Annotated in this window: 24 protein-coding genes; 6 read left to right on the top strand and 18 right to left on the bottom strand. The window is 71.9% G+C overall.

What is annotated here, in order from left to right; all coding sequences use genetic code 11:
- Window positions 1-5: 5 nt before the first annotated feature.
- The 8 genes from NMK34_RS01940 to mqnC form a co-directional block, all read right to left on the bottom strand.
- On the bottom strand, window positions 6-737 hold the full coding sequence (locus NMK34_RS01940) for an NADH-quinone oxidoreductase subunit C (protein WP_318331969.1): 732 nt from the start codon (window positions 735-737) through the stop codon (window positions 6-8).
- Window positions 734-1414, bottom strand: coding sequence for a NuoB/complex I 20 kDa subunit family protein (locus NMK34_RS01935; RefSeq protein ID WP_013283602.1), 681 nt, complete (start codon window positions 1412-1414; stop codon window positions 734-736). The genes NMK34_RS01940 and NMK34_RS01935 overlap by 4 nt, the downstream gene beginning before the upstream one ends.
- An 11-nt stretch (window positions 1415-1425) precedes the next feature.
- Window positions 1426-1791 carry an NADH-quinone oxidoreductase subunit A gene (locus NMK34_RS01930; RefSeq protein WP_013283601.1) on the bottom strand — a complete coding sequence of 122 codons (366 nt, stop codon included), beginning with the start codon at window positions 1789-1791 and terminating at the stop codon, window positions 1426-1428.
- 134 nt (window positions 1792-1925) lie between these two features.
- Complete coding sequence (locus NMK34_RS01925) at window positions 1926-3200, bottom strand: geranylgeranyl reductase family protein (protein WP_318331968.1); 1275 nt, start codon at window positions 3198-3200, stop codon at window positions 1926-1928.
- 134 nt (window positions 3201-3334) lie between these two features.
- The gene (locus tag NMK34_RS01920) at window positions 3335-3553 is read right to left on the bottom strand and encodes a hypothetical protein (protein WP_030273586.1); all 219 of its coding nucleotides are present in this window, start codon (window positions 3551-3553) and stop codon (window positions 3335-3337) included.
- Window positions 3554-3627: 74 nt separating this feature from the next.
- Entirely contained in the window at window positions 3628-4338 is a 711-nt protein-coding gene (locus NMK34_RS01915) for a demethylmenaquinone methyltransferase (protein WP_318331967.1), read from the bottom strand.
- Window positions 4339-4436: 98 nt separating this feature from the next.
- Window positions 4437-5693: a cell wall anchor protein gene (locus NMK34_RS01910; protein WP_318331966.1), complete on the bottom strand. Its 1257-nt coding sequence runs from the start codon at window positions 5691-5693 to the stop codon at window positions 4437-4439.
- A gap of 425 nt (window positions 5694-6118) precedes the next feature.
- A complete protein-coding gene (gene mqnC / locus NMK34_RS01905; RefSeq protein ID WP_030500766.1) occupies window positions 6119-7309 on the bottom strand; it encodes a cyclic dehypoxanthinyl futalosine synthase in 1191 nt (396 codons plus the stop codon).
- A 179-nt stretch (window positions 7310-7488) separates the two neighbouring features.
- On the opposite strand from mqnC, the gene NMK34_RS01900 reads away from it, so the two are divergent.
- The 3 genes from NMK34_RS01900 (at window position 7489) to NMK34_RS01890 (ending at window position 9252) form a co-directional block, all read left to right on the top strand.
- On the top strand, window positions 7489-7884 hold the full coding sequence (locus tag NMK34_RS01900; protein ID WP_318331965.1) for a hypothetical protein: 396 nt from the start codon (window positions 7489-7491) through the stop codon (window positions 7882-7884).
- A 34-nt stretch (window positions 7885-7918) separates the two neighbouring features.
- A complete protein-coding gene (locus NMK34_RS01895; RefSeq protein ID WP_318331964.1) occupies window positions 7919-8446 on the top strand; it encodes a hypothetical protein in 528 nt (175 codons plus the stop codon).
- A gap of 155 nt (window positions 8447-8601) precedes the next feature.
- Window positions 8602-9252, top strand: a complete 651-nt coding sequence (locus NMK34_RS01890) for a hypothetical protein (protein ID WP_318331963.1) — start codon at window positions 8602-8604, stop codon at window positions 9250-9252.
- Between the two features lie 12 nt (window positions 9253-9264).
- On the opposite strand, the gene paaE is transcribed toward NMK34_RS01890, so the two are convergent.
- From paaE to paaA, 5 genes are read right to left on the bottom strand one after another with little or no spacing between them, the layout of a single operon-like run.
- The gene (gene paaE / locus NMK34_RS01885) at window positions 9265-10377 is read right to left on the bottom strand and encodes a 1,2-phenylacetyl-CoA epoxidase subunit PaaE (RefSeq protein WP_318331962.1); all 1113 of its coding nucleotides are present in this window, start codon (window positions 10375-10377) and stop codon (window positions 9265-9267) included.
- Window positions 10374-10850, bottom strand: coding sequence for a 1,2-phenylacetyl-CoA epoxidase subunit PaaD (gene paaD, locus NMK34_RS01880; protein ID WP_318331961.1), 477 nt, complete (start codon window positions 10848-10850; stop codon window positions 10374-10376). Before paaD ends, paaE begins: the two co-directional genes overlap by 4 nt.
- Window positions 10851-10905: 55 nt before the next feature.
- Window positions 10906-11628, bottom strand: a complete 723-nt coding sequence (paaC, locus tag NMK34_RS01875) for a 1,2-phenylacetyl-CoA epoxidase subunit PaaC (RefSeq protein WP_318331960.1) — start codon at window positions 11626-11628, stop codon at window positions 10906-10908.
- Window positions 11625-11969 (bottom strand): 1,2-phenylacetyl-CoA epoxidase subunit PaaB, encoded by a 345-nt coding sequence (paaB, locus tag NMK34_RS01870; RefSeq protein WP_412098842.1) that lies wholly within the window; start codon window positions 11967-11969, stop codon window positions 11625-11627. Before paaB ends, paaC begins: the two co-directional genes overlap by 4 nt.
- A complete protein-coding gene (gene paaA, locus NMK34_RS01865; protein ID WP_318331959.1) occupies window positions 11966-13030 on the bottom strand; it encodes a 1,2-phenylacetyl-CoA epoxidase subunit PaaA in 1065 nt (354 codons plus the stop codon). Before paaA ends, paaB begins: the two co-directional genes overlap by 4 nt.
- Window positions 13031-13388: 358 nt before the next feature.
- Between paaA and NMK34_RS01860 the strand changes: the two genes are divergently transcribed.
- Entirely contained in the window at window positions 13389-14369 is a 981-nt protein-coding gene (locus NMK34_RS01860; protein ID WP_318331958.1) for a hypothetical protein, read from the top strand.
- Window positions 14369-15304: a hypothetical protein gene (locus NMK34_RS01855; protein WP_318331957.1), complete on the top strand. Its 936-nt coding sequence runs from the start codon at window positions 14369-14371 to the stop codon at window positions 15302-15304. The genes NMK34_RS01860 and NMK34_RS01855 overlap by 1 nt, the downstream gene beginning before the upstream one ends.
- Window positions 15305-15320: 16 nt before the next feature.
- Here NMK34_RS01855 and NMK34_RS01850 read toward each other — a convergent pair whose 3' ends face one another.
- The 3 genes from NMK34_RS01850 to NMK34_RS01840 all read right to left on the bottom strand — a co-directional run bounded on the left by NMK34_RS01850 (window position 15321) and on the right by NMK34_RS01840 (window position 18175).
- Complete coding sequence (locus NMK34_RS01850; RefSeq protein WP_318331956.1) at window positions 15321-16172, bottom strand: menaquinone biosynthesis protein; 852 nt, start codon at window positions 16170-16172, stop codon at window positions 15321-15323.
- Between the two features lie 137 nt (window positions 16173-16309).
- Entirely contained in the window at window positions 16310-17551 is a 1242-nt protein-coding gene (locus tag NMK34_RS01845; RefSeq protein WP_318331955.1) for an MFS transporter, read from the bottom strand.
- Between the two features lie 42 nt (window positions 17552-17593).
- Window positions 17594-18175, bottom strand: coding sequence for a metalloregulator ArsR/SmtB family transcription factor (locus NMK34_RS01840; RefSeq protein ID WP_318331954.1), 582 nt, complete (start codon window positions 18173-18175; stop codon window positions 17594-17596).
- A 212-nt stretch (window positions 18176-18387) separates the two neighbouring features.
- On the opposite strand from NMK34_RS01840, the gene NMK34_RS01835 reads away from it, so the two are divergent.
- Complete coding sequence (locus NMK34_RS01835) at window positions 18388-20433, top strand: AAA family ATPase (protein ID WP_318331953.1); 2046 nt, start codon at window positions 18388-18390, stop codon at window positions 20431-20433.
- 80 nt (window positions 20434-20513) lie between these two features.
- On the opposite strand, the gene NMK34_RS01830 is transcribed toward NMK34_RS01835, so the two are convergent.
- Together NMK34_RS01830 and NMK34_RS01825 are read right to left on the bottom strand one after the other, a co-directional pair.
- Window positions 20514-21113, bottom strand: coding sequence for a hypothetical protein (locus NMK34_RS01830; protein ID WP_318331952.1), 600 nt, complete (start codon window positions 21111-21113; stop codon window positions 20514-20516).
- Window positions 21114-21117: 4 nt separating this feature from the next.
- Entirely contained in the window at window positions 21118-21471 is a 354-nt protein-coding gene (locus tag NMK34_RS01825; protein WP_013283579.1) for a YbaB/EbfC family nucleoid-associated protein, read from the bottom strand.

Below are 21471 nucleotides of genomic sequence, written 5' to 3'. Positions count from 1 at the left end.
CGCGCTCACTGGTACGACCGCCGCTTGTCCGGCGGGGGGATCTCCGCACCCTTGTACTCGACGGGGACGCCGCCCAGCGGGTAGTCCTTGCGCTGCGGGTGCCCCTCCCAGTCGTCCGGCATGAGGATCCGGGTCAGGGCGGGGTGGCCGTCGAAGACGACGCCGAACATGTCGTACGTCTCCCGTTCCTGCCAGTCGGCGGTCGGGTAGACGGCGGTGACGCTCGGGACGTGCGGCTCCTCGGCGGAGACCGCCACCTCCAGCCGGACGCTGCGGCGGTAGGTCATCGAGGTCAGGTGGTAGACCACGTGCAGGCGGCGCTCCTGCGCGCCCAGGTAGTCCACACCGGACACCGAGGAGCACAGCTCGAAGCGCAGCGCGAGGTCGTCGCGCATCACCTGGCAGACCTCGGCGATCCGCTCCGGGCGGACGTGCAGGGTCAGCTCGCCCCGGTCGACCACGACCTTCTCGATCGCGTCGCCGAAGTCCGGGTACGCCTCCTCCAGCGCGTCCCGCACCTCGTCGAAGTAGCTCCCGTACGGCCGGGCCGCCTCCTCGATGGGCTTGCGCGGGCGGACCAGGCCGCCGTAGCCGGAGACGTCGCCGGTGCCCTGGTTGCCGAACATGCCCCGGCCGGCCGGGCTGGCCGGCGGGTACTCCGCCGGGGCGGTGGAGCTGGCACCGGCCGGGGTGGTGGGTACCGGCACCCCGCCGTCGTTGTTCTTGTCGTTACTCATTTCGGGCCCCTATGCGACGCCTGAAGGTGGTTCTGCGCCTTCATCCAGTTCTCGATCCGCAGCTGCTCCTCACGCCCCTCGCGGACCGCCTTCGTCCACTCGGCACGCCGGGCCTTGTCGCTGCGGTACGACGAGGGCATCGAGCCGTACGGCACCACCGGCACGTCGCCACGCGCCTGGCGGGCCTCCAGCATCTTGCGGCCGTTCGGGCCCAGCGGCTCGTGCATGATCTTCTCGCGCAGCTTGAGCACCGCGTCGATGAGCATCTCCGGCCGGGGCGGGCAGCCGGGGAGGTACATGTCGACCGGTACGACGTGGTCGACGCCCTGCACGATGGCGTAGTTGTTGAACATGCCGCCGCTGCTGGCGCAGACGCCCATCGAGATGACCCAGCGGGGCTCGGCCATCTGGTCGTAGATCTGGCGCAGGACCGGGGCCATCTTCTGGCTCACCCGGCCGGCCACGATCATCAGGTCCGCCTGGCGGGGCGAGGCGCGGAAGACCTCCATGCCCCAGCGGCCCATGTCGTAGTGCGGGCCGCCCGCCGCCATCATCTCGATGGCACAGCAGGCCAGACCGAACGTGGCGCCCCAGACCGAGGTCTTCCGCGTCCAGTTGACCAGCTTCTCGACGCTGGTGAGCAGAACGCCGGAGGGGAGCTTCTCCTCGATGCCCATCTGCTACCTCCTCAGTCCCAGTCCAGGCCGCCGCGACGCCACACATAGGCGTACGCGACGAAGACCGCGACGATGAACAGGACCATCTCCACGAAGCCGAAGATCGGCAGGGCGTCGAAGGAGACCGCCCAGGGGTAGAGGAAGATGATCTCGATGTCGAAGACGATGAAGAGCATCGCCGTCAGGTAGAACTTGATCGGGAACCGGCCGCCGCCGACCGGCTGCGGGCTCGGCTCGATGCCACACTCGTACGCCTCGAGCTTGGCCTTGTTCAGACGCCGCGGGCCGGCGAGTCGGGCAGCGGCCACGGAGAACAGCGCGAACGCCGCAGCGAGGGCGAACAGCCCGATGATGGGTGCGTAAGGAGAGAGCGTCATCGTTGTCCCCTGCTCGTCCTTCCCTGACCTCGGTGGTTGGCCAAAATCACACTATTCACGTCCCTCACGACCTCGGTCGGCGGGGGTCGATCTCTGTCCGGCCCGTGGACGTTCCGCCCCGGGCCGGTCGTCTTCTACACGGCCGGAGCCACCTTCGTCATCGCGTTGATGACCCGGTCCATCGCGTCCCCGCCGCGCGGGTCGGTCAGGTTGGCCAGCAGCTTGAGCACGAAGCGCATGAGCATCGGGTGCGGCATGCCGTGCTTGGTCGCCATCCGCATGATCTCGGGGCGGCCGATGAGCTTCACGAAGACGCCGCCGAGCCGGTAGTAGCCGCCGAAGCGGGCCTTCAGCTCCTGCGGGTACGCCATCAGCGCCCGCTCCTGCTCCGCGCCGGCCGGGCGGGCCAGTGCCTGCACCACGACCTCCGCGGCCATCTCGCCCGACTCCATCGCGTACGCGATGCCCTCGCCGTTGAACGGGTTGACCATGCCGCCGGAGTCACCGACGAGCAGCACACCGCGGGTGTAGTGCGGGACGCGGTTGAAGCCCATCGGCAGCGCGGCGCCGAGGATCGGGCCCTCCGCGTTGGACTCGTCGGTCATCCCCCAGTCCTCGGGGGTGTTCGCGAGCCAGTCGGTGAGCAGCTTGCGGTAGTTCGTCTTGCCGAACGCCGAAGAGGAGTTCAGCACGCCCAGGCCGACGTTCACCCGGCCGTCGCCGAGGCCGAAGATCCAGCCGTAGCCGGGCAGCAGCGCGTCGCTGCCCTTGGCCCGCAGCTCCAGCCAGGACTCCAGATAGTCGTCGTCGTGCTTGGCGGGCGAGCGGTAGTAGCGGCGGACGGCCACGCCGATCGGGCGGTCCTCCCGCTTGGCGAGCCCGAGGGCGAGCGGGAAGCGGCCGGAGACGCCGTCGGCGGCGACCACGAGCGGCGCGTGGAACGTGGCGGGTTCCTTGTCCGGGCCGACCTCGGCCTGCACGCCGATCACCCGGTCGTCGGCGCCGAGCACCGGCCCGAGGACGTTCACGCTGGTCTGCAGCTTCGCCCCGGCGGCGACCGCACGCTGGGCGAGCAGGTCGTCGAAGTCGAGCCGGGTGCGCACCAGGCCGTAGTTGGGGAAGCTGGCCAGGTCGGGCCAGTCCAGTTCCAGGCGTATGCCGCCGCCGATCACCCGCAGGCCCTTGTTGTGCAGCCAGCCCGCCTCGGGCGAGGTGTCCACGCCCATCCGGATCAGTTGCCGCACGGCGCGGGGCGTGAGCCCGTCGCCGCAGACCTTCTCCCGGGGAAACTCCGTCTTCTCCAGCAACAGCACGCGTACGCCGTGCCGCGCCAGGTGGTACGCCGTGGCCGATCCTCCGGGACCGGCGCCCACGACGATGACGTCGGCGTCGTTCTCCACCGCGGTCATCCGCGCCTCCTCCCGCATGCTCGTGAAATGCTTCACAAGCCGATCCGGTTGGAGTCTATGACCGGCGTTACACCAGTACGCGCTGAGGGGGGCCTAACTTCGCGGAAACGCGCCGGTAAGAGCGTCGAGACCGGTCACGGGCGCGCCTGCGCGGCCGGTCCGAGCCCGGCGTCGAGGCGGATGGCCTCGGGCAGGTGGTCGCGCAACGCGCCACCGGCGGCCCGGTCCAGCGCGGCCAGCACCTCGGCGACGACCTGCCGGACATCGGCGGGATCCGCGCCGGCCAGCTCGCGGAGCTGCGCGATCAGCTCGGCGGCGTCGTCGTCGGTGGCGGCCTGGTCTGGTCCCGTCATGGGGGCGAGCCTACGGAACAAAGTAGACCAAAATTGGATATTCACGAAATGACTAGCGTTCGCTGGCCGGACGGTCAGTTTCGGACGGCCCGGTGCAGCGCCACGACGCCGCCGGTCAGGTTGCGCCACGCCACCCGGCCCCAGCCGGCCGCGCCGATCCGTGCGGCTAGCGCCGCCTGGTCCGGCCAGGCCCGGATCGACTCCGCCAGGTAGACGTAGGCGTCCGGGTTGCTCGACACCGCGCGGGCGACCGCCGGCAACGACCGCATCAGGTACGACAGGTAGACCGTGCGGAACGCCGGGTTCACCGGAGTGCTGAACTCACAGACCACCAGCCGCCCGCCCGGCCGGGTCACCCGGGCCAGCTCGGCCAGCGCCGCGTCGGTGTCGTTGACGTTGCGCAGCGCGAAGGAGATGGTCACCGCGTCGAAGCTGGCGTCGGCGAACGGCAGCCGAAGCGCGTCCCCGGCCAGCAGCGGCACCGCCGGGCGGGTGCGCTTACCCGCGTGCAGCATGCCCAGCGACAGGTCCGCGCCGACCGCGTACGCCCCGGAGTGGGCCAGTTCCTCGGTCGACACACCGGTGCCGGCGCCCACGTCCAGCACCCGCTCGCCCGGCCGCAGCCCGAGCGCCGCCCGGGTGGCCCGCCGCCACGACCGGTCCTGCCCGAACGACAGGACGGTGTTCGTCAGGTCGTAGCGGGCCGCGACACCGTCGAACATCGCGGCGACCTCGTGCGGCTGCTTGTCCAGGCTGGCGCGCTGGCCCTGCGGGGTACGGCTCACCCCTCCACTCTGCCAGCCGCGTCGCCCTGGCCTCCCCCCGGGTACGCGACAGGGCGGGATGGTCACCCACCCCGCCCTGGTCGCGTATCGGTCCCCGATCAGTCGCCGGTGCGCTCCTCGCCCGGAGCGACGAGGACCACCTTGCGGCGGCGGGACAGCATCATCAGCGCCGCGCCGGCGGCGAGCACCGCCGCGCCGACGCCGCCGATCAGGCCGACCTGCATACCGGTCACCGGCAGGCCACCATCGCCGGTGCCGCCGCCCGTGCCACCACCGGCGGTCGGGGTCGGCACCGCCGTCGCGCCGCCGGTGGGCGTCGGCTGGGCGGTCGGCGTCGAGGTCGGGCCGGCGGTCGGCGTCGGGCTCGGGGTCGACGGGCTCTGGTCGACGAAGACGTCGAACACCGCGCTGTTGTCACCGTCGTCGGTCTCGGCGAACGCGCGCCGCTGCGCCGAGCTGGCGACCCGCGGCTCCTCCTCGGGCGCACCGGAGGCGGCGTCCAGGCCCTCGGCCCAGAGGATGCCGGGCCGGAGCAGCTTCTCGGTCACGTCCGCGCCGACAGTCACCCGGACGTCGGCGGTGTAGTACTGGCCGGGCTTGAGCACCGCGCCCAGGTCCTCGCAGTACGCGTTGAGGAAACCACCCAGGTTCTGCTCGACGCAGCCGTCGGGCAGCTTCGCGAAGGTGACACCGGCCGGCAGCGCGATCCCGTACTTGATGCCGGTGGCGCGCTTGCTGCCGTCGTTGAACACGGCCCAGTCCAGCGGCGCGGTCTCGCCCGGCCGGACCGGGCGCAGGCCCGCCTCGTCGGCGTCGTCGCCGTCGACACTCACGCCGGCGTACACGTCCTGGACCCACGTGGTGAGGTCGTATCCCGGCTCGGTGACGGTGATGTCGTGGTCGACCGAGTCGAGCACTCCGGAGCCGTTCGCCGCGCTGATCGAGACCGTGAGCGTGCCGGCCGCGCCCTTGCCGCCGGTGGAGAACAGCGGGAGGCCGAAGTCCTCAGTGGTGCCGGCGGGCAGGTCGCCGAGCAGGCAGGAGAAGGTGGTGCCACGGATGTCGCAGCCGGCCGGGACCAGCACGCCGACCTTGGCGGTCTTGAGGCCCTTCGTCTCGACGGTGACCCGGACGTCCTTCGCGTCGACGGTTCCCAGGGTGTTGTTCACCTGGAACTTGAACGGCTTGGCCTTCGCCTCGGTGACGCCCTTGGCGAGCTGGTAGCTGAGCGGGATGAGCTGGAGGTCGGCCTTGTCGGCGGCCTGTGCCGGGCCGGCGACGACGCCGAGACCGGCGGTGGAGAGCAGGGCCACGACGCCGGCGCGGGCCAGCGTGGACCGGTAGCGGAAGGTCATTGTTCCCCCGGGGATAGGGACACGTGATCACGTACCGAACGAACGGACGGTACCGGAGCGACGCCTCGTCACGCCACCGCCCAGCAGTGGGAATTCCGATCGATCCCGGCAGACGGCAGGGGCGGGATGGTCACCCATCCCGCCCCTGCCGCGGTGCGTTATGTGAACGGCCCTCATGGGCCGATGGAGGACGACGGTCCGACGGACGCCGCAAGCGTAATGGCGTCGCCGGCTCACCGGGCCGTGCTCGACCGGGTCGCCGCCGACCTGTTACCTGCCTGCTCGCGGCCCGGATCGGTGGTGTCGCGCGGGCAGGCTAGCCGCCGGTGATCACGCAGGTGAAGACCTCTGGCGCAAGCTTCACCGGAAACGGGCGGAGCTCCGGCCGCACGACGGACGCCGACCGGCCGAACGGCGGAACCCGGTCAGTTGACCTCGACCAGCGGCAGCGACTTCCCGGCACCGCCGCCCGGCAGGGCGATCGACGAGAAGTGCGAGACGACGCGGTCGTCGCTCGGGTCGTCGGCGGGCGTGTGGTGCACCGCGAGCCGGTTGTAGAGCGTGTCCCGCTGGGCCGGGATCCGGTCGGCCGACCGGATCATGCCGATCAGCTCGTGCAGGTTGGACCGGTGCCGGGCGCCGGCCGAGGAGATGACGTTCTCCTCCAGCATGATCGAGCCGAGGTCGTCCACACCCATGTGCAACGCGAGCTGCCCGACATCCTTGCCGGTGGTCAGCCAGGACGCCTGGAGGTGCGGCACCGTCTCGAAGAACAGGCGGGCCACCGCGACCAGGCGCAGGTATTCCAGCGTGGTCGCCTGGGTGCGGCCCTTCAGGTGGTTGTTCTCCGGCTGGTACGTCCACGGAATGAAGGCCCGGAAACCACCGGTACGGTCCTGCACGTCGCGGATCATCCGCAGGTGCTCGATGCGCTCGGCGTTCGTCTCGCCGGTGCCCATCATCATGGTGGCCGTCGACTCCAGGCCCTGCCGGTGCGCCAGCTCCATGACCTCCAGCCAGCGCGCGCCGGACTCCTTCAGCGGCGCGATCGCCTTACGCGGCCGGTCCGGCAGCATCTCGGCGCCGGCACCGGCGATCGAGTCCAGGCCGGCGGCCTTGATCCGGGCGATGGCCTCGTCCAGGCTCACGCCGGAGACCTTCGCCATGTGCAGGATCTCGCTCGGGCCGATCGAGTGGATGGCGAGCTGCGGGTACGCCTTCTTGACCGAGGAGAACAGCTCCTCGTAGTACTCGACGCCGTAGTCCGGGTGGTGCCCGCCCTGAAGCATGACCTGGGTGGCGCCCAGCTCGACCGCCTCGCCGCAACGGCGCAGGATCTCCTCGGTCGGGTGGGTCCAGCCCTCCTTGTGCTTGGGGGCCCGGTAGAACGCGCAGAACTTGCACGCCGTCACGCAGACGTTCGTGTAGTTGATGTTGCGGTCGATGAGGTAGGTGACGATGTTGTCCGGGTAGCGGCGCCGCCGTACCGCGTCGGCCGCCTCGCCCAGCGCGTGGAAGGGCGCGTCGGTGTAGAGCAGCAGCGCCTCCTCGGGCGTGATCCGCCCGCCGTCCGCGCCGCGTTGCAGGATGTCGTCGATCTCCCGGTTCGCCGTCACATCCCCGAGCGTACGTCGCCACCGGTGGATGCCGCCGTACCGGGCCCTCCGGTGTGAGCCGAACCCACTTCCCCGAACATATCGTCAAGATCGAAATAAAACATTGGCGGCTCATTGACAAGATGGTGAGCGTCTCGCATCATCTTGTTCGATATCCATCGACGCCATGGGGGTGGGACGTGAGCGAGACCGACACCGCTCCAGGCATCGCGGCCCGTTGCCGAGCGGACGGAGGACTAACGGAAGCAACGCTCGGCGAGTTGCGGGACGAGTTGGGCTACCGCAAGCTCGGCCGCTGGGTCCTCGCCGAGATCGCCGACACGCTCAGGGCGACCGGCCTGGGTTTCTTCCCGCCCCACCGGCTCGACGCGGCGCTCAACACCGAGCCACGGCAGTCGCAAACGGTCTGGATCTACGTCCGGGACGGCGGCCCCCGAGCACGTGTGATCGATGCCGTCCTTCAGCCGGACGACTGTGACGTCCGAGCGGAGCTGGACGTCATCGGCACCAAGAACCCCGCCGGCCTGACCGCCCGGCAGAAGCTCGACCGCATCAGGGAAATCGTCAACGCCTGACCGGGTCTGAGCAGCGACAGGAGGGCCTCGTCCCATGACCGCGCACGTCTTCGTCGACGAGACCAAGGAGCGAGGGCTACTCGTCGCCGCCGTGGTCATGCACCCGGCCGACCTGACCGCTGCGCGCCGGTCGATTCGTGATCTCATCCTGCCCGGCCAGCACCGCATCCACTTCCACAAGGAGAGGGACGACCGGCGCCGCCAGATCATCGACGGGTTTCTCGCGCTCTCCGCGCACGCCGTCATCTTCGACGCGAAGGAACATCGCAACGCCCGGGTCGCTCGCGAGGCCTGCCTCGTCGCTCTGGTGGAGCATACGGCGAAGATCGGGGCTGCCCGCCTCGTCCTGGAACGCGACGACTCGACCTTCCAGGCCGATCAGCGCCTGCTCTTCGAGCAGGTCAGGAAGTGCGGGGTGGATGGAACGCTGCGGTACGACCAGCTACGCGCTCACGAGGAGTGTCTGCTGGCCGTTCCCGACGCGTTGGCCTGGTGCTGGGCCAAAGGCGGGCGCTGGACGGACTCCATCCGCCGCATGATCAGTGAGTCGCGACAGGTCTGACGAGGCGCAGACAGCGCGAGACCCGGCTCACCCACCGTCCGGAAGGCTGCCGGGTCCACTTCCACGGGGCTAGTGCCCCTGGCAGTTGAAGGTTACCGCTGTCCGAACCGTTCGGACAAGAAATGGACGTGGCAGGCCGCGTCTACGCTCTCGGCGTGTCAGTCGTATCGCCCCCGCCCACCCCCGTACGCGTGGCCGGCGCCCGCTCCGCCCTCTGGTCCCTCACCATGACCGCCGTGCTCGTCGGCTTCGGCCTCGCCGTGATCGCGGTCAGCGCGGTGGTCGGCCACCTCACCGTGGGCCTGCCGATCGCGGTGCCGATCTCCGTCGCCCTGGCCGGTTGCCTCGCCTTCGCTGTCGGCCTGCGCCTGCTGCACCGAGGCTGGTGGCTGACCCTCCTGTCGGTGCTGCCGGCCCTGTTCGTGCTGGTGGGCACCGTGCAGCTCGCCCCGGAGTCGGTCCTTCAGCAGCGCGGCGTCGCCCAGCAGGTGACCATCACCGACGTGGAGACCGTCGGCAAGCGGCACGAGTTCGTCCTCCAGGGCGACGCCGGCCTGCTCGACGAGACGCTGGTCTACCGGGGCAGTTCCCCCGGCTACCGGGTCGGCCAGCGGCTGACGGTTGTCGTCGACCCGCGGGGCGAGGTGGAACTGGCCGACGCGCGGGACGTGGACCCGGACGGGAAGCGCAGCATGCTCGTGTTCGGCGCGGCGGGATGGACCCTGTTCGCGCTCGTCGGCGGGTGGCGCGGCCACGTCAGCCGGGCCCGTGGCCGCGCCGCCACGGCACCGCCCGTGGTGATCTGAGCGGCGGCGCCGCTAGGCGTCGTAGTCGACTGTCAGCTCGTCGGTGACCGGGCTGGACTGGCAGGTCAGCACGTAACCGGCGGCGACCTCGTCGGGCTCCAGCGCGTAGTTGCGCGCCATCGTCACCTCACCGGACGTCACCTTGGCCCGGCAGGTCGAGCACACCCCGCCCTTGCAGGCGTACGGCAACTCGCCGCGCACCCGCAGCGCCGCGTCGAGCACCCGCTCGTCCCGGCCCATCGTGAAGCTCGACGAGCGTCCGTCCAGCAGGATCGTCACCTCGGTGCCGGCCCCCGGCCGGTCGGTCTCCCGCCGCACCGGCTCCGGCGGAGCGTCGACGTGGAACAGCTCGGTGTGCACCGCCGCGTCCGGCACGCCGCGACCCGCGAGCACCGCCTTGGCGTCCACCACCATGCCGTACGGGCCGCAGAGGAACCACTCCTCGATCTCGTCACCGGGTACGACGGTGTCGAGCAGCCGGGTCAGCCGGTCGGCGTCGATCCGCCCGGACAGCAGCGCCGACTCGCCCATCTCCCGGGACAACACGTGCACCAGGTGCAGCCGGGTCGGGTAGCGGTCCTTCAGGTCGGCCAGCTCCTCGGCGAACATCACCGAGTTCGCCGTGCGGTTGCCGTACACGAGCGTGAACGTGCTGCGCGGCTCGGTGGCCAGCGCGGTCGCGGCCAGCCCGAGGACCGGGGTGATGCCGGAGCCGGCGACCACCGCGCCGTACCGGCGGGCCCGGTCCGGGGTGAACGCGGAGGTGAAGTGACCCAGCGGCGGCAGCACCTCGACGGTGTCGCCGCCGCGCAGCGCGCCGCAGGCGTACGCGGAGAACGCCCCACCCGGGACCTCACGCACCCCGACCCGCAACCGGCCGTGCCGGGCCAGCTCGTCGGGGGTGGAGCAGATCGAGTACGACCGCCGCACCTCGTCGCCGTCGCCGTCGGCCGGGCGGCGGACGGTGAGGTGCTGCCCGGCGGAGAACGCGAACGTCTCGCGCAGTTCCTCCGGTACCGCGAACGTGATCGACACCGAGTCGTCGGTGAGCCGGTCCACGGCGGCGACGGGCAGCGGGTGGAAGACCGGCCGGCGGCGCACCGGCCGGGTGATGGTGACAGTCACAGCGCCTTCAGGTGGTCGAAGGGTTCGGAACAGGACCGGCAGCGCCACAGCGCCTTGCACGCGGTGGAGCCGAAGCGGCTGATCTGGGTGGTTTCCGGCGACCCGCAGCGCGGGCAGCGTACGGCCAGCGTCAGCGGCACCACCGTATCGTCGCCGCGCGGCCCCGGTGGGGCGATGCCGGCGGCGGCGAGCTTGGCCCGGCCGGTGTCGGAGATCCAGTCGGTGCTCCACGCCGGGTGGTAGACGGTGCGGACCTCGGCGTCCGGGTGCCCGGCGGCGGCCAGCGCCCGGCGGATGTCCTCCCGGATCACGTCCATCGCCGGGCAGCCGGTGTAGGTGGGGGTGATGGTGACGACGACCCGGCCGGTGTCCGGTTCCTCGTCGACAGCGCGCAGGATGCCCAGCTCGTCGATGGTGATGACCCGGATCTCCGGGTCCACCACCGCCGCCGCGGCGTCCCTCGCGCTTGTCACCAACGCCACCCTCCGTTCGCGACTGCGGGGCTCCGCTCCGCTGCACTCCTCGCGCTCACCAGCTCGCTCCGGGGTGGGCACGGTGCAGCACCTGCATCTCGGCGAGCAGGTAGGAGAGGTGTTCGGTGTGCAGGCCGTCCCGGCCGCCGCCGGGTGCCCAGCCGGTCTCCGGCCGGGTCAGCGTGGCCTCGTCCAGCACGGCGGACACGGTGGCGTCGAAGTCGGCCCGAAGGGTGGACGGGTCGACCGGCGCCGCCGGGTCCGGGGCGAACAGCTCGTGGACGTACGGCCACACCTGGTCGACCGCGTCCTGCATGCGCCGGTGCGACTCCTCGGTGCCGTCGCCGAGCCGCTTCACCCACAGCGCGGCGTGGTCCAGGTGGTACGCCGACTCCTTGCGCGCCTTGGCGCCGACCGCCGCGAGCCGCTCGTCCGCGCAGTCGGCCAGTGCCGTGTAGAGCGGCGACTGGTACGCGGCCAGGAAGAACAGCTTCGCCATGGTCACGCCGAAGTCGCCGTTGGGCAGCTCGACAAGCAGGCAGTTGCGGAACTCGCGGTCGTCGCGCAGGTAGGCCAGGTCGTCCTCGTCGCGGCCCGCGCCCTCCAGCTCGCCCGCGTACGTGAGCAGCAGCCGCGCCGCGCCGAGCTGGTCCAGGGCGATGTTGGCGAGCGCGATGTCCTCTTCCATCTCGGGCGCGCGGGAGGTCCACTCACCGAGGCGCTGCGCCGCGATGAGCGCGTCGTCGCCGATGGCGAGCGTGAAGTCGAACAGGCTCATAGGTGCGCAGCCCCTTCGGGAACCTCGTAGAACGTCGGGTGGCGGTAGACCTTGTCGGCGGCCGGGTCGAAGAAGGCGTCCTTCTCGTCCGGGCTGGACGCGGTGATCGCGCTCGCCGGCACCACCCAGATGGAGACGCCCTCCTGGCGGCGGGTGTAGAGGTCCCGGGCGTTGCGCAGGGCCATCTCGGCGTCGGGGGCGTGCAGGCTGCCGACGTGGGTGTGCGACAGGCCACGGCGGGCCCGCACGAAGACCTCCCACAGGGGAGAGGACGCGCTGTTCATGCCGGGCTGACTGGGCATGCCCTCACGGCCCTCGCTTCGCTCGGTGCGTTCGCTCATGCCGCTACCGCCTTTCGCTTCGCCCGCTTCGCGGCGTACGCCGCGGCGGCCTCCCGTACCCACGCGCCGTCGGCGTGCGCCTTGCGCCGGTGCGCCATGCGCTCCCTGTTGCACGGCCCGTCGCCCTTGATCACCCGCATCAGCTCGGCGTAGTCGGGCTGGGTGTAGTCGTACGCCTGCCGCTCGTCGTTCCAGCGCAGGTCCGGGTCGGGGAGGGTGAGGCCCAGCACCTCCGCCTGACCGACGCACATGTCGACGAAGCGCTGGCGCAGCTCGTCGTTGGAGAAGCGCTTGATCTTCCAGGCCATGGACTGGGCGCTGTGCGTCGAGTCGCCGTCCGGCGGGCCGAACATGGCAAGTGACGGGTACCACCAGCGGTCCACCGCGTCCTGCGCCATCGCCTTCTGCGCTTCGGTGCCGTGCGCCAGCGTGTGCAGGATCTCGTAGCCCTGCCGCTGGTGGAACGACTCCTCCTTGCAGACCCGGATCATCGCCCGGGCGTACGGGCCGTAGGAGCAGCGGCACAGGGGCACCTGGTTGACGATCGCCGCGCCGTCCACGAGCCAGCCGATCGCGCCCACGTCGGCCCAGGTCAGCGTCGGGTAGTTGAAGATCGAGCTGTACTTCTGCCGACCGTCGAGCAGCAGCTCCACCAGCTCGTCGCGGCTGATGCCGAGCGTCTCGGCGGCCGCGTAGAGGTAGAGGCCGTGACCGGCCTCGTCCTGCACCTTCGCGAGCAGGATCGCCTTGCGCTTGAGCGACGGCGCCCGGCTGATCCAGTTGCCCTCCGGCTGCATGCCGATGATCTCGGAGTGCGCGTGCTGGGCGATCTGCCGGATCAGCGTCCGGCGGTACGCCTCGGGCATCCAGTCGCGGGGCTCGATCTTCTGGTCGGCGCCGATGACGTCGGCGAAGTACGCCTCGACGTCCTCGTCCGGAGCCGCGCCACCGCGCCGGGCGCGTGCCGCCGCCTCGCGCAGCGCCGCCTCCGCCGCCTCCACCTCGCCGAGCAGGCCGCCGCCCGGAGCGTCCTCCGGCGGGGCGAAGTCATTGCCATACATGCAGCCAGTGTTACAGCTCGGCACGAACGACACCAGAGGGTGTAACAGGTTTCCGGGCCACCTGGCGTCACCGGCCGCACGCACACCGCCATCGGTGCTGGTGGCTGTGATGTCGACCACTCTGAATAGAGGAAATCCCCCAAGGACGGCAAAGTGGCTCAATATCCCGCCCACCCGGCAAAGTCACGGGTGTCGAGACCTGGCATCAGGGCTGTCCAGAAGTAGACTTCCCCCCGGCAAACCGTTCGGCTTCATGATCGTCACCGTTCAGGCCATCGTCCCCCGGCCTGTCGGCGACCGGGCCGGACCCATGCGGAAGTGCCGGTCCCCCCGGCCAGACATCTGGAGCTCACCACTCATGCGACCTCGCGTGACCATGGCGGTCGCCATCGTGGCGATCATCATCGGTGGCGTCATGCTGGTGCCGGCCGCGTACGCGAAGCTCGCCGGCGGCGACGACGCGGGCGGCCTCGGCGGCGGCGCGCAGGTCCCGGCGCCGACGCCGACCGCGCCTGCGCCCCCGACGCTCGCCGACGCCCCGGTGTCGGTGAACTTCAAGGGCGAGTTCTTCTCCTGGGCCCTGATGGACCGCGAGACCGGCACCATCACCGGCGCGAAGAACATGAACCAGACCAGCTCCACCGAGTCGATGCTCAAGGCCTGGATCGTCGCGGACTACCTTCGTCAGCTCGGCGACAAGCAGCCGGCCGCCGACCTTGAGAAGGCGGCGATCCTGGCGATCCGGAACAGCGACGACGACGGCGCCAACCGGGTCTACCGGGCGGCCGGCGGCTCCTACAAGCCTCAGCCGGGCGGCAAGCCGGACCCGGTCATCGCGCGCGCGATCCGGATCTGCGGCCTGACCGACACCGAGCCCGGCGACGTACCCCAGTACAAGGGCTGGTGGAGCTTCACCGAGATGTCCCCGCGTGACGCGGTCCGCCTCGGCGACTGCATCGCCGATGGCCGCGCCGCCGGGCCCAAGTGGACCAAGTGGCTGCTCAGCGAGATGACCAAGGTGGCCGGCAGCGTCAACAAGCAGAGCGAGCGGTCCGGCGGCGGCCGTTGGGGCATCATCGACGGCCTCCCGGCGACGATCAAGTCGCAGGGCCCGGTGCACATGAAGAACGGCTGGACCCAGCTCGCCTACGACGGCAACTGGCACGTCAGCTGCCTGGCGTTCACCGACAAGTGGAGTCTCTCCGTGATGATGCGGTACCCGGGCAGCGCCGGCCTGCCGTACGGTGCGAAGATGTGCGCCGCCGTCGCCACCCAGCTCGTGACGCCGCAGCCCGGCGCCGCACTCAAGGTGCCGCAGCAGCCGGTCGGGAAGCTCTGATGGCCGGTGCCCGGCGTCGGCCCGGCAGCTATCGGCGCCCGCTCGCCTTCAGCGCCCTGGCTGCGGTCCTCGTCGGCCTGCTCGGCCTCTCCCTGCGCGTGATCCCCGGCTCGCCGCTGGAGACGACCGCGAACTCGCGTCCCGAACCGACGAACGAGCGGTCCACTCAGCAGTCCGTCGACCGCAACGCGCCACGCGTCGCCCCCTCACCGTCGATCACCCCGCTGCCGTTCCAGGCGAAGAACCTGGACAGCCTCAAGATCAAGGGCTGGTACGCCTGGTCCGTGCTGGACAAGCGCACCGGGAAGATCATCGGCTCGGCGAACATGGGCGAGACCAGCACGACGGCGTCCCTGATCAAGTCCTGGGTGGTGGCCGACTACCTGCGCCTGAGCGCCGAGGACGGCAAGACGCCGAGCAACGCGAAGCTGGCCGACGCCACGAAGATCATCCGGGACAGCGACAACACCCGCGCCCAGGAGTTCTACGAGAGCGTCGGCGGCTCGGACTCGATCGAGCGGCTGATCTCGATCTGCAAGCTGACCGACAGCGAGGTCGCCTCCGACGGCGGCTGGAGCCGCACCGAGCTGTCCCCTCGGGACACCGCCCGGCTCGGTCTCTGCATCGACGACGGCCGCGCGGCCGGGCCGAAGTGGACCAAGTGGCTGCTCAACGAGATGCGCCAGGTCCGCGCTCCCGGCGACTTCGGCATCCGCAAGGCGTTCCCGGCGGCCGAGCAGAAGAAGATCGCCATCAAGAACGGGTGGATCGACCGGGACAAGGAAGAGGAGTACCACGTCAACTGCCTGGCCATCGGCGACACCTGGACGATGGGCGTGATGCTGCGCACCCCGTTCGGCGTCGAAGGCGGCTGGGAGTACGGCATGGACGCCTGCGAACGGATCACCAAGGCGCTGCTGCGCCCGGCCACCTGAGCCGCGGGCGGCGCGGTCAGCCCTGGAAGAACTCCGGGCCGTCCGCCGGCAGCGCCGGCACCTCCCCGTACGCGGCCGCCCGGCGGGCGAACTCGCGCAACCCGGCCACCTGCCGCTCACCGAGCGAGAAGTCGAGCGCCCGGAAGTACGTGGCGAGCGTCTCCGCGTCGAACGTCTCCCAACGGGCAGCCGCCTCCGCCACCTGGTCCAGCTCGGCCAGGCACAGGTCACGCGAGCGCAGGAACGCCTCGTGCACCTCCTTGACCAGGCCCGGGTGGGCGGCGGCGTACTCGCGGCGTACCGCCCAGACGGCGAACACCATCGGCAGGCCGGTCCAGTCGTGCCACGCCTGCCCCAGGTCGGTCACCTCGAGGCCCTTGGCCGGCGCCTCGTAGAGCGCGCGCAGCGCCACATCACCGATCAGCACCCCGGCGTCGGCCTCCAGCAGCATCTGGGTCAGGTCCGGCGGGCAGCGGAAGTACTCCGGGCGCACCCCGTGCCGCTCGGCGAGCAGCAGCTGGGCCAGCAGCACTCCGGTACGCGACGTGGAGCCGAGCGCCACCCGGGCGCCGTCCAGCTCGCCCAGCGGGCGGGTGGACACCACGTTCACCGAGAGCACCGGCCCGTCGCTGCCGACCGCCAGGTCCGGCAGGAGCAGCAGGTCGTCGGCGTGCTTGAGGAACTCCACCAGCGTGATCGGGCCGATGTCCAGGTCACCGGCGACCAGGTCGGCGCTCAGCCGGTCCGGCGAGTCCTTGTGCAGGTCGACGTCGATCAGCGCGCCGGACCGCATCAGCCCCCAGTAGATGGGCAGGCAGTTGAGGAACTGGATGTGCCCCACGCGGGGGCGGGCGATGCGGTCGGCCATGACCCGACCGTATCGCCGTGGCTCCCGCCGCGCCGCCTGGGGATCCGATCGAGTGGCGAACTCCGCTCCCGGCGGGAAGGAAGGGCCCCTTGTTAACGCCTCCGGTAGAGGAAGGGCCCCTTCTTAACACCAGCGGATCACGCGGGCTCCGCCGCGAGAGCTGTGGCGCGCGCGACGGTGCGCTCCGCGCGTACCGCGCGGCGGACCGGCCCGAGCAGCGCCACCACGACCAGCAGGCCGGCCACGCCGCAACCGGCGATCAGGACGCGCGGGCCGGCCACCTCCAGCAGCAGGCCGCCGATCAGGTAGCCGCCCATCGCCGCCCCCTGCGCGGCCGCTCCGAAGACGGCGAACGCCCGGCCCCGGGACGCCTCGGGCACCCGCCGAGCCAGCAGCAACTGGTCGAAGACGTTGTTGCCGCCGTTTGCCACGCCGCCCAGCAGCCAGATGGGCACGAGCAGCCAGGCCGAGGGCACCGCGGCCGAGACGAGCACCGCCAGGCAGCAGCCGCCGAGCAGCACCAGCCCGGCGCCGAGCAGCGCGCCGTCGTCGGCGAGCCGGCGGGCCACCCGGGCGAACAGCCACGCGCCGAGCACGATGCCGAGCGTCCAGGAGCCGGTGACCAGGCCGTACACGGTGGTGCTGCTGCCGAGCGTCTCCCGGATGAAGAAGACCTCGATCACGTTCACCGCGCCGACCGCGCCGATCACCGCGGCCACGCTGCCGACCATCACCGTCAGCAGCGGGTCACGGCGCAGCCGCCAGGCGGGCGCGACCGCCGCGGCGACCGCGGCCGGCGTCCGGCGCCCTCCCCTGCGGGTACGGATGAGCAGCCCGGCCGCCACCAGCGCGAGATAGCTGAACGCGTCGACGAGCAGCGGCACCCGGGTGCCGAACTGCCCGACGAGCAGCCCGGCCAGCGCCGGACCGGCGAGCGCGCCGAGCGTCCCGGCGGTCTGGTTGAGCGCGCCCGCACGGGGCAGGTCCTCGGTCCGGACCATCACCGGCACCAGCGCGGCGATCGCCGGCTGGGTGACCGCGAGCCCGGTCGCGAGCAGCGCCACGAGCGCGATCACCAGCACCGGATCCCGGGCGTACGCGAGGGCCAGGCAGACCGCGGCCTGCGCGAGACCGGCGGCGACGAGCAGCACCCGGCTGTCCACCCGGTCGGCGAGCCGGCCGGTCAGCGGCGCGAGCACCACGAGCGGCAGCGTCGCGGCGAGCAGCAGCCCGGAGACGGCGAGTCCGCCGGCGCCGGCGGACTGGAGGGCGAGCGTGAGCGTGGCGGCGGCGAGGAAGTCCCCGCAACTGGAGATGCCGCGCGCGGTGGCCGCGAGCCAGACGTCCGGCCAGCGCGACTCGTCAGTTGTGAAGGACATACTTCGAAAGTAATCCTTCATAACTGCCGTACGCAAGCCCCGTCAGTCGAGAGGCATCGCCCGGTACTGCGTCGCCACCGGCCGGGCCCCGGCCGGCGGATCGGCCCGGGTCCGCCGCCGATAGGGCTCCATCAGCGCCTGGATCGCCTGGTTCAGCTCGGTCAGCTCCTCGGCGGTCATGAGCAGCACGCTGTCGCTGAACCACGTGGCCGCGTACCACTCCGGCGACTCGTCCGCCGCGCGGCGCAACCACTCCCGGACCCGCTGCGCGTCACGGACCATGTGCGCCTCGACCAGGGCCGCCTCGGCGGCACGCGCCTCCGGATCGGCGTCCGGCCCCACCTCGACGTGATACGACGGGTTCACCGCCTGCCACACCCGCTCCCGGGCGTCACCCCGGCCCGGCGCCTGCCGGACCAGCCCGAACTTCGCCAGCTCGCGTAGGTGGTAGCTGGTCGCGCTCGGCGACAGCCCGGCGATCTCGGCGCACTCGGTGGCCGTCGCGCCGCCCTCCAGCGTGCCGAGATGTTCCATGATCGCCATGCGGGCCGGGTGAGCGAGCGCCCGCATCACCTGCGGATCACTGATCGTCACCCGGCTCCGGCCGGGAAGCGCCTCGGTCATGCCTCAATGATTGCCGCCACGCCGGACCGGCCGACACACACCCCGCGGCCCACACCCGGAATTCGTTGGCGCGATCTGCCGGTGCTCCCGTAGCGTGGAGGGCCGCCCGACGGCCGCGGTGAGCATGCACCGCAGCGGACGTCCCCGCGCCGGGAGCAGGCCAACCGCCCCGGACACGCGAGCGAGCCTCAGTTGAGCCATCGGAGTTCACAGTGCCCGCAACCGACCTCGACGCCACACCCGGCCTCGACGCCGAACTGACCGCAGAACGTGCCCACCTCGACGCCTCCCGCGCCGCGCTGAAACGGATGCGGGAACGCGCCGAGGCGCTCTTCGCCACCGGTGACAAGGTGGCCGGTGACTCGTACACCGCCGAGCAGCTCGGCCGGCACATGGCCCGGCGGGTCAAGGAACTGGCCGACGACCCGACCACCCCGCTGTTCTTCGGCCGCCTGGACTTCGGCGGCGACGACCCGGACCACGCCGGGCGGGAGTACCACGTCGGGCGGCGGCACGTCACCGACGAGCTGGGCGAGCCGCTGGTGCTGGACTGGCGGGCCCCGGTCTCCCGGTCGTTCTACCGGGCCAGCGCGCGCGACCCGCAGGGTGTCGCCGTACGCCGCCGGTTCGGGTTCAGCGCCGGGACGCTGACCAGCTTCGAGGACGAGCACCTGGACCGGGGTGAGGAACTCGGCACCGCCAGCCGCATCCTCACCGCCGAGATCGAGCGCCCCCGCGTCGGCCCGATGCGCGACATCGTCGCCACCATCCAGCCGGAGCAGGACGAGCTGGTCCGGGCCGACCTGGCCGACTCGATCTGCGTCCAGGGCGCGCCCGGCACCGGGAAGACGGCGGTCGGGCTGCACCGCGCCGCGTACCTGCTCTACCTGCACCGGGAACGGCTGCGCCGCTCGGGCGTGCTGATCGTCGGGCCGAACCGGGCGTTCCTGTCGTACATCGCGGCGGTGCTCCCCGCGCTCGGTGAGGTCGAGGTCGAGCAGGCCACCGTGGAGGACCTGGTCGCGCGCGTGCCGGTGCGCGCGGTCGACGACCCGGCCGCCGCCGCGCTCAAGCACGACGTCCGGATGGCCGAGGTGCTGCGCCGGGCCGTCGAGGCCCACATCGGTACGCCGACCGAGCCGATCATGGTGTCGGACGGCTCGTACCGGTGGCGGATCGGGCTGGACCCGCTGCACCGGCTGGTCACTGAGACCCGGCAGGAGGGGCTGCCCTACGCCACCGGCCGGGAGCGGGTCCGGGCACGGGTGGTGGGGCTGCTGCAACGCCAGGCCGAGGCGCGCCGGGCGGAGTCACCGAGCGACGCCTGGCTACGCCGGATGAGCCGGATCAAGCCGGTCACCGACCTGCTCGACACGGTCTGGCCGGCGCTCACCCCCGACGGACTGCTGCACCGGCTGCGTACCGACGCCGACGCGCTCGCCGCCGCCGCGGACGGCCTGCTCACGCCCGAGGAGCAGAAGCTGTTCCGCTCCGGCGAGATCGGCCGCACCGCGAAGGCGACACGGTGGACCGCCGCCGACGCGGTGCTCATCGACGAGGTGGCCGGGCTGCTGGACCGGCCCGGCGGTTTCGGGCACGTGGTGGTCGACGAGGCGCAGGATCTCTCCCCGATGCAGTGCCGCGCCATCGCCCGGCGCAGCGAGCACGGCTCGATCACGCTGCTCGGCGACCTGGCCCAGGGCACCGCGCCGTGGGCGGCCACCGACTGGCGGGAGTCCCTGGCCCACCTGGGCAAGCCGGACGCCGCGGTGGTGCCCTTGAGCGTGGGCTTCCGGGTGCCGGCCGCCGTGGTGGCGTTCGCGAACCGGCTGCTGCCGGCGCTCGCCGTCGACGTACCCCCGGCCCGGTCGCTCCGCAACGACGGCGCGCTCGATGTGCGTACCGCAGACGACCTGACGGCCGCGACGGTGGCCGAGGTGCGGGCGGCGCTCGCGCACGACGGCTCGGTCGGTGTGATCGCCGCCGACGACGCGGTCGACCGGCTCCGCGCGGCGCTCGCCGACGCGGGCGTCGAGACCGCTACCGCCGACGACGTCGAGGCCGCGGCGCGCGTCACCGTCGTCCCGGCGACGCTGGTCAAGGGCCTGGAGTACGACCACGTGGTGGTCGTCGAGCCGGCCGCGATCGTGGCCGCCGAGCCGCGCGGGCTGCACCGCCTCTACGTGGTGCTGACCCGGGCGGTCTCCCGCCTGGCCGTGCTGCACCGCGAGCCGCTGCCGGAGCCGCTGACCGCCTGACGCGGGGCCCGGCCGCGCTGACGTGGCCGGCCGACAGCGGTCCCGGACGGCCCGTCGCGGGGCCCGGCAGGGCGGTCCGGTCAGGCGGACAGCGCGGCGGCGACCTCGCGCAGCGGGCGGCCGGACTCGGCGATCGGCACGGTGAACGACAGCCAGGAGCCGTCGGTGAAGTCGATCCGCAGCCGCTTCGGGTTGAGCCGGTGCCAGCCCACCCGCGCGGAGGCGACCTCGCTGCGCGCGGCCGACCAGGCCACTGCGGTCTCGGCCAGCGCGCGTTCCTCGGCCTCGCGCCCGGCCAGCAGCTTGACCCCGCCGGTACGGCAGACCACCAGTCGCCGGTCGGTGACCGCGAGCAGCGTCTCCCGGACCTGGAGGTCGGGCCGGGGCGGGCGGAGCGCGCGGTGCAGCCGGGAGGCGGCCGAACCGGGGGCGCCGCGTCCGGCGATCCCCCAGCCGATCGCGTCGACCAGGCGGTCGCCGCGGTCCCAGGTGGCCAGGGGCAGCAGGATGTTGAGCAGCACCGAGCCGACAGTCCGCCGGCTCGGCTCGGCAGTGGACTCCGGCTCGGGCGGCGGCGCCGGAGCGAGCCCCTGGCCGACGTCTGCCTTGGCGTGGGCCAGGACGCGCTCGCCCGGCTCGACGAGCAGGCCGATCCGGTCGCGGTATCTGGTCTCGTCCATCGGCTCAGTATCGGTCGTGGCCGTAGCCGTCGTCGGCGGGGCGCTCCGCGCCCGGCGCGTTGCCCATCACCTCGCCGACGATCTCGCGTACCCGGGCGGCGGCGGCCTCCTGCGCCCGGTTCGCCGCCGAGGTGATCTCCTCGGCGAGCGTGTACGAGTCGAAGCGCATGGCCCGCGCGTTGATGTCGGTGGAGAGGATCTTGCCGTCGGCGGCGGCCACGACGGTGACCAGGCCGGAGTCGCTGACCCCCTCGGCGCTGCTCTGCTCCAGCTCGGCCATCCGCGCGCCGAGTTCGCGCTGCCACCCGTCCAGGTTGCGGGCCAGCGCCTCGATCCGGTCCAGGGCCGGGAACGTCAT

It is taken from the genome of Micromonospora sp. BRA006-A (assembly GCF_033433935.1).
Taxonomy (GTDB): domain Bacteria; phylum Actinomycetota; class Actinomycetes; order Mycobacteriales; family Micromonosporaceae; genus Micromonospora; species Micromonospora aurantiaca.
Note: the sequence above shows the minus strand (reverse complement) of the source record. Positions and strands in the feature narration are given on the sequence as shown.